The 12,910-nt window shown below is 63.4% G+C and carries 13 protein-coding genes; 6 read left to right on the top strand and 7 right to left on the bottom strand.

From position 1 onward, the window contains the following. Positions 1–91: 91 nt before the first annotated feature. Both AC0L3J_RS26785 and AC0L3J_RS26780 read left to right on the top strand, forming a co-directional pair. Positions 92–721 carry a cytochrome b/b6 domain-containing protein gene (locus tag AC0L3J_RS26785; protein WP_473348873.1) on the top strand — a complete coding sequence of 210 codons (630 nt, stop codon included), beginning with the start codon at positions 92–94 and terminating at the stop codon, positions 719–721. A gap of 15 nt (positions 722–736) precedes the next feature. Beyond that, positions 737–1,519 carry a molybdopterin-dependent oxidoreductase gene (locus AC0L3J_RS26780; protein ID WP_473348872.1) on the top strand — a complete coding sequence of 261 codons (783 nt, stop codon included), beginning with the start codon at positions 737–739 and terminating at the stop codon, positions 1,517–1,519. 166 nt (positions 1,520–1,685) lie between these two features. Here the strand turns inward: AC0L3J_RS26780 and AC0L3J_RS26775 are convergent, their stop codons facing one another. Then, a complete protein-coding gene (locus AC0L3J_RS26775) occupies positions 1,686–2,876 on the bottom strand; it encodes a YbfB/YjiJ family MFS transporter (RefSeq protein ID WP_473348871.1) in 1,191 nt (396 codons plus the stop codon). Positions 2,877–3,103: 227 nt separating this feature from the next. Between AC0L3J_RS26775 and leuB the strand changes: the two genes are divergently transcribed. Then, positions 3,104–4,216: a 3-isopropylmalate dehydrogenase gene (gene leuB, locus AC0L3J_RS26770; RefSeq protein ID WP_473348870.1), complete on the top strand. Its 1,113-nt coding sequence runs from the start codon at positions 3,104–3,106 to the stop codon at positions 4,214–4,216. Positions 4,217–4,365: 149 nt separating this feature from the next. Here the strand turns inward: leuB and AC0L3J_RS26765 are convergent, their stop codons facing one another. Further along, positions 4,366–4,752, bottom strand: coding sequence for a hypothetical protein (locus AC0L3J_RS26765; RefSeq protein ID WP_027566362.1), 387 nt, complete (start codon positions 4,750–4,752; stop codon positions 4,366–4,368). 156 nt (positions 4,753–4,908) lie between these two features. Continuing rightward, positions 4,909–5,700, bottom strand: coding sequence for a hypothetical protein (locus AC0L3J_RS26760; RefSeq protein WP_473348869.1), 792 nt, complete (start codon positions 5,698–5,700; stop codon positions 4,909–4,911). A gap of 116 nt (positions 5,701–5,816) precedes the next feature. Between AC0L3J_RS26760 and AC0L3J_RS26755 the strand changes: the two genes are divergently transcribed. Continuing rightward, positions 5,817–6,851, top strand: a complete 1,035-nt coding sequence (locus tag AC0L3J_RS26755; RefSeq protein ID WP_275174609.1) for an aspartate-semialdehyde dehydrogenase — start codon at positions 5,817–5,819, stop codon at positions 6,849–6,851. A gap of 113 nt (positions 6,852–6,964) precedes the next feature. Here the strand turns inward: AC0L3J_RS26755 and AC0L3J_RS26750 are convergent, their stop codons facing one another. Beyond that, complete coding sequence (locus AC0L3J_RS26750; RefSeq protein WP_473348868.1) at positions 6,965–7,609, bottom strand: carbonic anhydrase; 645 nt, start codon at positions 7,607–7,609, stop codon at positions 6,965–6,967. A gap of 111 nt (positions 7,610–7,720) precedes the next feature. On the opposite strand from AC0L3J_RS26750, the gene AC0L3J_RS26745 reads away from it, so the two are divergent. Further along, on the top strand, positions 7,721–8,602 hold the full coding sequence (locus AC0L3J_RS26745; protein ID WP_473348867.1) for an HpcH/HpaI aldolase/citrate lyase family protein: 882 nt from the start codon (positions 7,721–7,723) through the stop codon (positions 8,600–8,602). Positions 8,603–8,657: 55 nt separating this feature from the next. Here the strand turns inward: AC0L3J_RS26745 and AC0L3J_RS26740 are convergent, their stop codons facing one another. After that, positions 8,658–9,629 carry a helix-turn-helix transcriptional regulator gene (locus AC0L3J_RS26740; protein ID WP_473348866.1) on the bottom strand — a complete coding sequence of 324 codons (972 nt, stop codon included), beginning with the start codon at positions 9,627–9,629 and terminating at the stop codon, positions 8,658–8,660. Between the two features lie 269 nt (positions 9,630–9,898). Continuing rightward, complete coding sequence (locus AC0L3J_RS26735; protein WP_456769892.1) at positions 9,899–10,294, bottom strand: hypothetical protein; 396 nt, start codon at positions 10,292–10,294, stop codon at positions 9,899–9,901. Here AC0L3J_RS26735 and AC0L3J_RS26730 point away from each other — a divergent pair. Then, positions 10,178–11,806: a methyl-accepting chemotaxis protein gene (locus AC0L3J_RS26730; RefSeq protein WP_473348912.1), complete on the top strand. Its 1,629-nt coding sequence runs from the start codon at positions 10,178–10,180 to the stop codon at positions 11,804–11,806. The two genes, AC0L3J_RS26735 and AC0L3J_RS26730, sit on opposite strands and share 117 nt — an antisense overlap. 180 nt (positions 11,807–11,986) lie before the next feature. On the opposite strand, the gene AC0L3J_RS26725 is transcribed toward AC0L3J_RS26730, so the two are convergent. Beyond that, entirely contained in the window at positions 11,987–12,742 is a 756-nt protein-coding gene (locus AC0L3J_RS26725; protein ID WP_473348865.1) for an SDR family oxidoreductase, read from the bottom strand. Between the last annotated feature and the right edge of the window lie 168 nt (positions 12,743–12,910).

Here is a 12,910-nt window from a genome sequence, read left to right as displayed (position 1 = left end):
GCCGGTATCGATTCGATGCCGGGCAGGGCGTAACGAAAGCGGAAGCATCGGCGTATAATTGCTGTCAGACGATGTTCAGGACGGAACCGCCATGTCGAGCCTCACAGTCACCGACGAGCAGGTCAGCGCCACCCCGGCCAAAGTGATCCAGCCGGCCTGGGTCCGGGTCATGCACTGGGTCAACGCCCTCGCCATGATCCTGATGATCCTGTCGGGTTGGCAGATCTACAACGCCTCGCCGCTGTTCGGTTTCAGCTTTCCGCGCGACTACACGCTCGGCGGCTGGCTCGGCGGCGGCCTGCTCTGGCACTTTGCGGCGATGTGGCTGTTGATGATCAACGGCCTTGCCTATCTCGTCACCGGTTTTGCCACCGGCCGCTTCCGCAAGAAACTGCTGCCGATCACCCCGTCTGGCGTGCTCCACGATGTCAGGGCCGCCCTGACCTTCAAGCTCGGCCATGCCGACCTCACCGTCTACAATTACGTGCAGCGGACGCTCTATGCCGGCATCATTCTGGTCGGCGTGATCATCGTGCTGTCGGGCCTTGGGATGTGGAAGCCGGTGCAATTGCACTGGCTCGTCAGCCTGTTCGGCGACTATCCGACGGCGCGCTACATCCATTTCTTCTGCATGGCCGCGATCTGCGCGTTCCTCGTCATTCACGTTTTACTCGCGCTGCTGGTGCCGAAGAGCCTGCGCGCGATGATCATCGGCCGCTAGAGCGGAGAGAGAACCATGGCCAAGCGCTCATTTCTGATCCCCGGCGTCGACAAGCGGCTGCTGATCAAGGACTCCATCAAGACGATGCCAGAGGTCAGCCGCCGCCGCTTCATCGCGGGCGGCGCCAGCCTCGGCGCACTGACGCTGCTCACCGGCTGCGACGTGATCGACTCGTCCTCCGCCGAGGAGATGCTGAAGTCGGTTTCGAAATTCAACGATGCCGTGCAGGCCTTCATCTTCAATCCCGACGCGCTGGCGCCGACGTTTCCCGAGAGCGCGATCACCAAACCGTTTCCGTTCAACGCCTATTACGATCTCGACGACGCGCCCGATGTCGACGGCGAATCCTGGAAGCTCGAAGTCCGCGGCCTCGTCGACAACAAGAAGTCGTGGACGCTTCCGGAATTGTACAAGCTGCCGCAGGTCACGCAGATCACCCGTCACATCTGCGTCGAGGGCTGGAGCGCGATCGGCAGCTGGACCGGCACGCCGATGCGCGACTTCCTCAAGCTGATCGGCGCCGACACGCGTGCGAAGTATGTCTGGTTCCAGTGCGCCGACAAGGACGGCTACAATTCACCGCTCGACATGCGCACCGCGCTGCATCCGCAGACCCAGATGACGTTCAAATATGCGAACGAGATCCTGCCGCGCGCCTACGGCTTCCCGATGAAGATCCGCGTGCCGACCAAGCTCGGCTTCAAGAACCCGAAATACGTGGTGTCGATGGAAGTCACCAACGACTACAAGGGCGGCTATTGGGAAGACCAGGGGTACAATTCGTTTAGTGGGAGCTAGCTCCGCGAGTTAACCTGATCGTCGTCCCGGCGAAGGCCGGGACCCATAACCACAGGGAGACGTTTGGCGAGGATTCGTAGTGAAGCGTCCTCCCACCGTACTCTCGCCTGCATCCGTCGATAGATCACGCGGTTTGGGGTCCCGGCCTTCGCCGGGACGACACCAGCTATTTAGCCGGCCCCACCTTCCGCTGGCACAGCGCTGCAACCGCGCCCAGCGCCAGCAGCGCTGCCGAGACGTTCAGTGCGTAACTCAAGCTCCCCAGTGCATCCGTGATCGCGCCGACCACGATCGGGCCGAGCGTCTGGCCGACGCCGAACGAGATCGTCATCGCCGCGATCGCGGTCGGCCACACCTCGGGCGGATAGTTGAAGCGCACGAAGGCGGTGGTCGAGCCGACCACGGCGAAGAAGGCGACGCCGAACACGATTGCGGAGACCGCGAGCCATGCCGGCGAATGCCCGAGCATCGGCAGGGCGGCGCCGAGCGCGTTGGTGCCGAGGATGATGGCGGTGGCCAATCCGCCGCGATCGAGCGCGAGCACGCTGCGCCAGGCCCACGGCGTGACGAAGGCGCTTAGGCCGATCAGGCTCCAGAACCCGGCCTGCGCCGCGGCCCCGCCGCCGCCATCGCGCACATAGGCGATCATGAAGGTCATGTAGGCGATGTAGCCCGCGCCGAACAGGAAGTAGCCGGCGAGATAGACCAGCACGGGAAGAATCGCGAAGGCGCCGTGGCTGCCTTGCGAGAAACGCACGCCGCTCTCGATGCGGACCAGGAACAGCGGCACGGTCATGACGACGGACAGCAGGGTCATCGCCCACCACACGATCCACCACGAGCCCGGCCCGAAATATTGCAGCGTGAACGGGGCGATCAGGCCGGAGGAGAGAATGCCGATGCCGGGCCCGGCATAGAACAGGCTGAGCAGGAAATTGGCCCGCTCCGGGCGCGACTGCGCGATGGAAGCGGCCAGCGCGCCGCCGGCGACGAAACCGGCCGCCGCGCCAACGCCCAGCACGAGACGCGCCAGGCTCAGCGCAACGAAATTCCCGGTCAGCGCGCAAGTCGCGAGCGCGGCGACGCAGGCCAGGGTTCCGCCGCGGATCGCGGCCGACCAGCCGACGCGCTCGATCAACCGGGACGCCACAAGCGCGCCCGCGAGGTAGCCGACGGCGTTGATGGTGTTCATGAAACCGGCCGCCGAGTAGGACCAGCCGAGGTCCTCCCGCATGTCGGGCAGCACCAGCGAATAGGCGAAGCGGCCGATACCCAGCCCAACTGTCGCGGCCAGCGACAGGGTCAGGATCAACCGTGCGGGGTGGGCATCGGGTGGAGGGCGGTCAGGTGCGTGCAAGGGGTACTCCGGCATGCGCAGTGTGGCAGGCCCTGCCCGCCTTGCACAGAACCGAAGCGGCAATGGTGTCTTGCCAAGCACGCATCGCCGCTCTAGCACTCCGGCCGAAATTCACGAGATGCCGTCATGCCCGGCCTTGTGCCGGGCATCCACGTTCTTCTGCACCCGAGGCAAGACGTGGATGGCCGGGTCAAGCCCGGCCATGACGAAACGGAGGAAGAACGACCATGGCGACCCACAAACTGCTGCTGCTTCCCGGCGACGGTATCGGCCCCGAGGTGATGGGCGAGGTGAAGCGGCTGATCGACTGGCTCAGTTCGGCCGGAATCGCCAAGTTCGAGACCGATACCGGCCTGGTCGGCGGTTCGGCCTATGACGCGCACAAGGTGTCGATCTCGGAAGGCGACATGGCCAAGGCCAAGGATGCCGACGCCATCATCTTCGGCGCGGTCGGCGGTCCCAAATGGGACGCGGTGCCGTACGAGGTGCGCCCCGAAGCCGGCCTGCTGCGCCTGCGCAAGGATCTCGGTCTGTTCGCGAACCTGCGTCCCGCCGTCTGCTACCCGGCGCTCGCGGAGGCCTCCAGCCTCAAGCGCGAGGCGGTCGAGGGCCTCGACATCATGATCGTGCGCGAGCTCACCGGCGGCGTCTATTTCGGCGAGCCCAAGACCATCACCGATCTCGGCAACGGCCAGAAGCGCGCCATCGATACCCAGGTCTACGACACGTATGAGATCGAGCGCATCGGCCGCGTCGCCTTCGAGCTTGCGAAGAAGCGCAAGAACAAGGTGACGTCGATGGAGAAGCGCAACGTCATGAAGTCTGGCGTGCTCTGGAACGAGGTCATGACCCAGGTCCACAAGCGCGAATACCCCGACGTCACGCTCGAGCACCAGCTCGCCGATTCCGGCGGCATGATGCTGGTGAAATGGCCGAAGCAGTTCGACGTCATTGTCACCGACAATCTGTTCGGCGACATGCTGTCCGACATCGCGGCGATGCTGACGGGATCGCTCGGCATGCTGCCCTCGGCCTCGCTCGGCGAGGTCGACGTCAAGAGCAAGAAGCGCAAGGCGCTGTACGAGCCCGTGCACGGCTCGGCGCCTGATATCGCAGGCCAGGGCCTCGCCAATCCGATCGCGATGATCTCGTCCTTCGGCATGGCGCTCCGCTACTCCTTCGACATGGGCGCGCTCGCCGACAAGGTCGACGCCGCGATCGCCGCGGTGCTGGCCAGCGGCCTGCGCACCGCCGACATCAAGTCGGAAGGCACCACGTCCGCCTCGACCACGCAGATGGGCGAAGCGATCCTGAAGGAATTGCAGAAGCTGCACGCCTAGAGTCGTAGCCCGGATGGAGCGAAGCGAAATCCGGGGGTCTTGCGGCGCGTCGAAAATCCCGGATTGCGCTTCGCTCCATCCGGGCTACACGACAAACAAAAATGGCCGGGCGCGAGCCCGGCCATTTTGATTCGGTCGATAATTCCGCTTCAGTACAGCGGGAAATTCTGCGGATAGCCGCCAACATCCTGCGGCGTGCTCAGCGGCTGGCGATCGATCGGGCGGTTGAGATTTTCGCGCGCGAAGGTCGGATAGCCCACCGCCGGCGGGAAGGCGTAGTCGGAGAACTTGCGGTCGCCCGGATTGACCTCGGTGCCGCCGTCGAGCCAGGAGCGCTTGCTCACATAGATGCGGGTGCGGCCCTGCTGATAGCTCGCATTGGGGCCGCTCGGGCCGTAATAGTGACGGCCGCTGTCATAGCGCTGCTTCTTGGTGTCGGCCGAGGCGGGTGTCGCGAAGGCTGAGGACATGGCAATCACGGCGCCGGCCGCAAGCCACATCGCCAGTTTGTTCGCGGCAGAGAAATTCGAGCTCATCACGTCCCCTTCAGGCGGCAAGCCGCCAATCAATTTCACCCTCATACTAACCCGGCCGGGGCGGCTGCAACTAGGTCTATTGGGTCACACCAGCGCTGAATAATCGTGCGCGCCGGCAAAAGTTGCATGGATACAGCCACTTGAGCTTGATGCCGGTCAGAGCGCGCCGCGCAATTGCGCATTGGCGGCGCCGAGCAACCAGTCCGACGAGGCCGGGGGCGTGCAGGGGCGGCGCTTCAGCTCCGCATGGGCGAACAATTCGGCCAGCTTCGGCTCGTTGCCCGAGGTCAGCAGCGTCAGCCGGTTCAGCGTGCAGGCGATCACGGCGCGCCGGGCGGGCAGGCTGTCGCCCTGGCAGGAGAAGCCGGAGATCTGGAGCGCCGGCTCCTCGCTGCGCTTGAGGTAGCCGAGGCAGGCCCGCGCGCCCTCCGCCGTGCCGGTCGGCTGGAATAGGGCGACGGGGCCGAATTTCGTGTCGATCAGGCCGGCTTGCTGCAGCGGGGTCGTGCTGCCCAGTCCCATCCGGGCGGCCAGGTCCATCGCTGCCGGACGCGCCACGTCAAATTCGCCGCCTTCCCGGTAAATCTCTAGCTCGGCCATGGCCGTGTCCGCCTCGCCCGCCCAGCGCATCACGTCCCTGCGGCCGCCTTCGGGGTGTCTCAAGATGGTGTAAGAGGCTGTTTTTTCTGACGAATCGAGCCGGCTGAGGGCGAAGCCTGGAGGCGAGCGGTCGGCCACGGCCCAACCCGGCTTCAGCGCTGGCTCATCGTCGTCGCGCAAGGTTGGCAGCTGGCCGAGTGCCGCAAGGCCGAGGATGGCAAACAGCACCAAAGCCCCCACATAGGCGAACAGGCGTGCCAGCGTGCCGACGACCTCGTCGGCGAAGGCTGCAAGCGCCAGATGGATCGTGGTGGGGTTTGCGGCCGTGCTGGCCTCGGGCGACTGCATCCACGTCCCTAAGGCATGGTCCAACGTTGTCTTGAGGCCGGTTCTCGCATAGAAGCGCTGCTCTTCCTGTTTAAGCCTCAGCTTCAGGAAAGAGCTTTTTCGTCGGAGAGTGAACGATGGGTTACAAAGTCGCAGTCGTCGGCGCGACCGGCAATGTCGGACGGGAAATGCTCAACATCCTCGATGAGCGCAAATTCCCCGCGGACGAGGTGGTCGCCCTGGCCTCACGCCGCAGCATGGGCGTCGAGGTCTCCTACGGCGACCGCACGCTGAAGGTCAAAGCGCTCGAGCATTACGACTTCTCCGACGTCGACATCTGCCTGATGTCGGCAGGCGGCGAGGTGTCGAAGGAATGGTCGCCGAAGATCGGCGCCGCCGGCACGGTCGTGATCGACAATTCCTCGGCCTGGCGCATGGATCCGGACGTGCCGTTGATCGTGCCGGAAGTGAATGCGGACGCGACCGCGGGCTTCAAGAAGAAGAACATCATCGCCAATCCGAACTGCTCGACCGCGCAGCTCGTGGTCGCGCTCAAGCCGCTGCACGACAAGGCGACGATCAAGCGCGTCGTGGTCTCGACCTATCAATCGGTGTCGGGCGCCGGCAAGGACGCGATGGACGAACTGTTCTCGCAGACCAAGGCCGTCTACACCAACCAGGAGCTGGTCAATAACAAGTTTCCCGCGCGCATCGCCTTCAACGTCATCCCCCAGATCGACGTCTTCATGGAGGACGGCTACACCAAGGAAGAGTGGAAGATGATGGCGGAGACCAAGAAGATTCTTGATCCCAAGATCAAGCTCTCCGCGACCTGCGTGCGCGTGCCTGTCTTCGTCGGCCATTCCGAGGCCGTCAACATCGAGTTCGAGAACCCGATCAGCGTGGACGAAGCGCGCGACATCCTGCGCAAGGCGCCGGGCTGTCTCGTCATCGACAAGCATGAGCCCGGCGGCTACGCCACGCCGTATGAAGCCGCCGGCGAGGACGCCACCTATATCAGCCGCATCCGCGAGGACGCGACGGTAGAGAATGGTCTCGTGCTGTGGTGCGTGTCGGACAATCTGCGCAAGGGCGCCGCGCTCAACGCGATCCAGATCGCGGAAGTCCTGATCAACCGCAAGCTGATCAGCGCGAAGAAGAAGGCGGCGTAGGAGCTGTCATCGGTCTCGTAGGGTGGGCAAAGGCGCATCGCGCCGTGCCCACCATCATTCCGCGATTACGATACAATTGGTGGGCACGCTTCGCTTTGCCCACCCTACGAGACTTACGTCGCCTCGCGCGCGTTCCTGAATTCCTTCGCCGCCTTGTCCAGCACGAACAGCGATCCCTCCGCGACGCCGAAATAGGCGCCGTGGGTCTGCATCTGGCCGGCGTCGACCGCCTTCTGCACGAACGGAAACGTCATCAGGTTTTCCAGGCTGCGGAACACCGCGGCCTTCTCGATGCGCTCGACGAATTGCGCCATGGTCTCGTGGTCGCGCTGCTCGACCACCTCGCCCGGCTTGATGAACATCTGCATCCATTTGCCGATGAAGTCGCCCGGCGTGAGCGGCTCGATCTTGTCGACGAAGGCGCGGATGCCGCCGCACTGGGCGTGCCCGAGCACCACGATGTGCTTCACCTTCAGCACTGTCACGGCATACTCCAGCGCCGCCGAGACGCCATGCGCGTTGCCGTCGGGTTGATACACCGGCACCAGATTGGCGATGTTGCGGACCACGAAGAGTTCGCCCGGCCCGACGTCGAAGATCACTTCGGGCGAGACGCGGCTGTCGCAGCAGCCGATCACCATCACTTCAGGGAACTGTCCCTTCACCGACAGCTCGCGGTAGCGGGTCTGCTCGGTCGGCAGCCGCTGGGTGGCGAAGGCCTTGTAGCCTTCCAGCAAATGCTCTGGGAATGTGGTCATGGCCTATGCCTAATCATATACCGCTGGGACGAACAAGCCTTTCGAATAGGCAGGCCAGATGCTATCGGCTTCGGTCGGAAGTGAGATGAGGAAACCGGAAGGAACGCTTGCATGACCCGCCCGCGCCGCAGCCATTTGTTCATGCCCGGCTCCAACCCCCGCGCGCTGGAAAAGGCGCGTAATCTCGGCGCCGACGGGCTGATCCTCGATCTGGAAGATTCCGTCGCGCCCGATGCCAAGGCGGTGGCACGCGACGGCATCGCTGCCGCGGTCGCGGCCAAGGGGTTCGGCAAGCGCGAGATCCTGATCCGGACCAACGGCCTCGACACGCCCTGGTGGGCCGACGATGTCGCGATGGCGGCGAAGGCCTCGCCGGACGGCATCCTGGTTCCAAAGGTTTCAAGCGTCGAGGACCTCGACACGATCGGCCGCCGTCTCGCCGAGCTCGGCGCGGCGCCCACCGTGAAAGTCTGGGCCATGATCGAGACCGCGCGCGCGGTGCTGCATGCAGAGGAACTCGCTGCCGCCGGGCGCGATCCAGCGCGGCGCCTGTCAGGCTTCGTGTTCGGCCCGAACGACATCTCGCGCGAGACGCGCATCAAGATGCTGCCGGGCCGCGCCGCGATGATTCCGATGATCACCCATTGCATCCTGGCGACGCGCGCCCATGGCCTCGAAATTCTCGATGGTCCCTACAGCGACATCGCCAATTCCGACGGTTTCGCCACCGAATGCGCGCAAGGCCGCGATCTCGGTTTCGACGGCAAGACGCTGATTCACCCCTCGCAGATCGAAGCCTGCAACGCGATCTTCACCCCGCCCGAAGAGGACGTCGCGCGCGCGCGAAAGATCATCGCCGCGTTCGAACTGCCGGAGAACGTCTCGCGCGGCGCGATCCGTCTCGACGGCGCCATGGTGGAGCGGCTGCACGCCGACATGGCACGGCGCACGATCGAGATCGCGGATGCGATTGCGGCGATGGCGAAGGGTTGAGGGCTCGCCGCTTGCGACAGCGCTTTGCTGCGAATTCAGGAACTGCGTCGTCGCGTCACTGCCTTCGTCTCGCATTCTTTAGGGTTTCGGATGGCAGCTCACCGACCGCTCGCCGATATTCCGATGCAAAGCGGCCGAGATTTTGAAAGCCGCATTTGAACGCGACGGCAACCACGCTGGTCTGCTCATCGGGATGGCGTAAGAGCTCCGTCGCCCGCTGCAGCCGGAAGCGCCGCGCGAACTGACCCGGTGATCCCCGCCCCGCTAGGGAGAATTCCCGATAAATCGTCCGCACGCTGACGTTGGCGATTGCGGCAATCTTCTCCAGATCGATTGGTTCGTCCCAATGAGCCTCGATGTAGGATTCGACGATGTCGATGACGGATCGGTTGGCGCCCGGTGCCGGGCCCTGAAACCGGTCAGTGAAATTGTGCCGGTGCGCCAGAAGGATTCGAACCATCAGCGCCCGTTCAAGTTCGCCGATGGCTATGGGGGAGTAATCCTGGCCGAACCTGTCCAACTCCTCCGCGAATCTAAAGACGTCCTGACGAACATGAGTCATAACCGACGGATCAGCTTCGCCCGGGGCGAAACGCAGCTCCGTGTCGCTATCATCGCCCAGGATTGTCTTGAGCAACCGCTCGAGTGCGCCGGCATCGATCCTCAGCACCAATTGGCGATAGCCCGGCGCAAACTCGAGATCCAGCCTGGCGTCTCCGGAGATGATCGGACTGAAGGCCTCAATCAGCTCGCTGCTCCCATTGTTCCTGAAGCTCGCAGCCCCCTGGATGGAGAAGAACTGGCGGAGAATCTGCGATTCTGGAAAGGAGAGCGACGCCGCACCGTCGTAGCCGCAGAACGCGAGGCCGATCGATTGCAAGCGAGCAAAATTGGCATGGATACCGAACTCGCCGCCGTGCTTGTCGAAGCGGTCGGCGCCATATTCGGCGAACAGGCGGTCGCGCGCGAACTCGCTGTCGCGCGACTGAAGCAAAGGATACCGGTCGAGATAAGAGACGCCGCCCAAATCAGAATTCCTCCCCGCAGAGACTAGCGTATCGCCTCCCCGGCGCTGCCAATGCGAGACTGAATGAAACGGCTGTCGGACGTGACTGGATCACTCGAGGAGGCATGAACGCGCTCATGTCGGCTGCGACCAATTGTCCGATCCCCATGCGCATACCTGATCCTCGGGACCACGGACTCGTGATCGATCGTTGCCGGCCGCATTGCCGACTATCGATAACGATCTTTAGGCCTTTCTTCGCAATTCAAAGCCGATGGCTGTTCGGCGAGTCAGCAAAGGTCGGGAAGTTTCTGTCCGGCTAATCGCGTTGGCGGAATCCGGCCATTGTGTCTTCGATCGGACAAATACTCTGATAATTCGATTCGTATAGCTCGTTCATGTGCTGGGTCGCAGAGCCGACGAACGGTCGGTCCTCGTGAGATTCCGAGCGAGATCATGAATTCTGCGATCGCTTGCAAGCCCACGCGCTGCAAACGGGCCATCAATTTCGGAGCGATGAAATGTTCGGTCGTAAATCCCGTGTCGATGCACAAGCTCAGATTGAGGCAATCGGCCGGTCGCAAGCCATGATCGAATTCAATCTTGATGGGACGATCATCACGGCTAACAAGAATTTTCTCGACGCCCTCGGCTATCGGCTCGATGAAATCCAGGGCAAACATCATTCCATGTTCGTTCCCGCCGACCAGCGTGATAGCGCCGAGTACAAGGCGTTCTGGGCCGCATTGAACCATGGCGAGTATCAGGCGCGCGAGGTCAAGCGCATCGCGAAGGGCGGCCGCGAGGTCTGGATCGAAGCGTCGTACAATCCGGTGCTCGACGGCAACGGCAAGACGGTGAGGGTCGCCAAGATTGCGACCGACATCACCGGGAAGAAGATCCGCAGCATGGCGGACGCTTCCAAGATCGCCGGCATCAGCCGTGCGCAGGCCGTGATCGAGTTCACGCTCGATGGCACCATTGTCACCGCGAACGAGAATTTCTGCAACGCGCTTGGCTATTCGCTCGCAGAGATCCAGGGAAAGCATCACAGCCTGTTCGTGCCCCAGAGCGAGCGCGACGGCGCGGCCTATCGCGAGTTCTGGGCCAAGCTCAACCGCGGCGAATACCAGGCTGGCGAGTTCAAGCGCATCGGCAAGGGCGGCCGCGAGGTCTGGATCCTCGCCTACTACAATCCATTGCTCGACGAGAATGGCAAGCCGTTCGGCGTCGTCAAGTTCGCCACCGACGTCACTGCCGAGAAGCTGAAGACCGCGGATCTCGCCGGTCAGATCGCGGCGATCGAGAAGGCGCAGGCGGTGATCGAGTTTAACATGGACGGCTCGATCATCACCGCGAATGCCAACTTCCTGAGCGCGCTCGGGTACTCGTTGGCCGAGATCAAGGGCAAGCATCACGGCATGTTTGTCGAGCCGTCGGAGCGCGATAGCAATGGCTATCGCGAGTTCTGGGCGGCGCTCAACCGCGGTCAGTACCAGGCGGCCGAATACAAGCGCATCGGCAAGGGCGGCAAAGAGGTCTACATCCAGGCTTCCTACAACCCGATCATGGATCTCAACGGCAAGCCGTTCAAGGTCGTGAAATATGCGACCGATGTCACGAAGCAGGTGCTGCTCCGCATGGGCAACGAGCGGGTCCGCGGCATGATGGAATCGGTCGCCGCGGGTTCGGAGGAATTGAATGCCTCAGTGCGGGAGATCTCCGAGGCGATGACCAAGTCCCGCCAGACTGCCAGCAGTGCGGTCGATCAGGTCGCCGCCGCCGACGCCCAGGCCCAGCGCCTCACTGAAGCGGCGCTGGCGATGAGCGGGATCGTCGAGCTCATCAACAACATCACCGGGCAGATCAACCTCCTGGCACTTAACGCCACCATCGAATCCGCCCGCGCCGGTGAAGCCGGTCGCGGCTTCGCCGTGGTCGCCTCGGAGGTCAAGAGCCTCGCTAACCAGGCCAAGCAGGCGACCGACAAGATCGGTGCCGAGATCGGCAGCCTCAACGGCATCTCCGGCGACGTCGTCACCGCCTTGGCTTCGATCAAAACGGCTATCAACAACGTCAGCGAATATGTGACGTCGACGGCCGCGACAATCGAAGAGCAAAGCACGGTGACGAATGAGATGTCGACCAGCATGCAGCGCGCGGCAGCGGAAGCCGCCGCGATGGCCGCTGGTGCATGATCTTCGCGCAGACCGCGTTGACGGTCTGCTACGGGATTTGCAAGGCCGGTATGGTCGGCACGATCGAGCGAGTCCAATGTCGACGCATTGGCGCAGTAGCCGTGCGGGAATCAAAAGGCGATGCTGCGGGCGGCAGCGGCGCCGGGGACGCGCCCGCTTCTTAGCCCAATCGCGCCTCGCTCAGATCTTCTGGCCGCCGGACACCTCGATCCGCTGCGCCGTGACCCAACGATTGTCGGGACCGAGCAGGCTCGCGACCATCGGTCCGATATCGTCGGGCAAACCGACGCGGCCCAGTGCGGTCATCTGCGCAAATTGGCTGTTCAAATCCGGCATGTCCCGAACCGCGCCGCCGAGAAAATCGGTTTCGATCGCGCCCGGCGCGACGACGTTGGCCGTGATGCCGCGTCCGCCAAATTCCTTGGCCATGTAGACGGTCAGAACCTCGATGGCGCCCTTCGCAGCCGCGTAGGCGGAAAATCCCGGAAACGACACGCGCGTCAGCCCGCTGGAGAAGTTGATGATCCGGCCCTTGTCGGCGAGCAAGGATAGCAAGGCCTGCGTCAGGAAGAATGGTCCTTTGACGTGCGTGGCGAACAGGGCATCGAATTGTTGCTCCGTCGTCTCTGCGATCGCGGCCATCTCGCCCTGACCGGCATTGTTGACGAGGTGATCGAATCTCTCGGCGCGCCAATGCTCCGCCAACGCGGATCGAACTTTTGTGAAGAACGCGGGAAAGCTCGACACGGCGGTGACATCAAGCTCCAGCGCGACGGCCTTGCGCCCCAGCGATTCAATCTCGGCGACGACTTCGCGTGCTGCGGCGGCCCCGTTGCGATAGGTCACGATCACGTCGCCGCCGTGACGTGCGATGGCGATGGCGGTGTTGCGGCCAAGGCCGCGGCTGGCGCCGGTGACGAGAGAAATGGTGGGCATCGGAAATTCCTCGAAGCGTTGCGGTGATGTCCGTTTGCCCGCGATCGATCGCCCGGTGTTGCCGGATCCTCGGAGTGTCTTGCCCAACACTCCGGGATGCGGCCACGGCGGACTTGCCCAAAACTCCTGATTTTCTGCCTGAACGGCCGGCGCCGATTGCCTGTGCGC

It is taken from the genome of Bradyrhizobium sp. Kon37, assembly GCF_055807535.1.
The sequence above is the reverse complement of the archived record's forward strand: the minus strand, read 5'-3'. Positions and strand labels throughout refer to the sequence as shown.

What these genes read in the sequence shown, in the direction of transcription:
- AC0L3J_RS26785 (WP_473348873.1), top strand. Translation starts at nt 92, where the DNA reads ATGTCGAGCCTCACAGTCACCGACGAGCAGGTCAGCGCCACCCCGGCC.
- AC0L3J_RS26780 (WP_473348872.1), top strand. Translation starts at nt 737, where the DNA reads ATGGCCAAGCGCTCATTTCTGATCCCCGGCGTCGACAAGCGGCTGCTG.
- leuB (WP_473348870.1), top strand. Translation starts at nt 3,104, where the DNA reads ATGGCGACCCACAAACTGCTGCTGCTTCCCGGCGACGGTATCGGCCCC.
- AC0L3J_RS26765 (WP_027566362.1), bottom strand. Translation starts at nt 4,752, where the DNA reads ATGAGCTCGAATTTCTCTGCCGCGAACAAACTGGCGATGTGGCTTGCG.
- AC0L3J_RS26760 (WP_473348869.1), bottom strand. Translation starts at nt 5,700, where the DNA reads ATGCAGTCGCCCGAGGCCAGCACGGCCGCAAACCCCACCACGATCCAT.
- AC0L3J_RS26755 (WP_275174609.1), top strand. Translation starts at nt 5,817, where the DNA reads ATGGGTTACAAAGTCGCAGTCGTCGGCGCGACCGGCAATGTCGGACGG.
- AC0L3J_RS26750 (WP_473348868.1), bottom strand. Translation starts at nt 7,609, where the DNA reads ATGACCACATTCCCAGAGCATTTGCTGGAAGGCTACAAGGCCTTCGCC.
- AC0L3J_RS26745 (WP_473348867.1), top strand. Translation starts at nt 7,721, where the DNA reads ATGACCCGCCCGCGCCGCAGCCATTTGTTCATGCCCGGCTCCAACCCC.
- AC0L3J_RS26735 (WP_456769892.1), bottom strand. Translation starts at nt 10,294, where the DNA reads ATGATGTTTGCCCTGGATTTCATCGAGCCGATAGCCGAGGGCGTCGAG.
- AC0L3J_RS26725 (WP_473348865.1), bottom strand. Translation starts at nt 12,742, where the DNA reads ATGCCCACCATTTCTCTCGTCACCGGCGCCAGCCGCGGCCTTGGCCGC.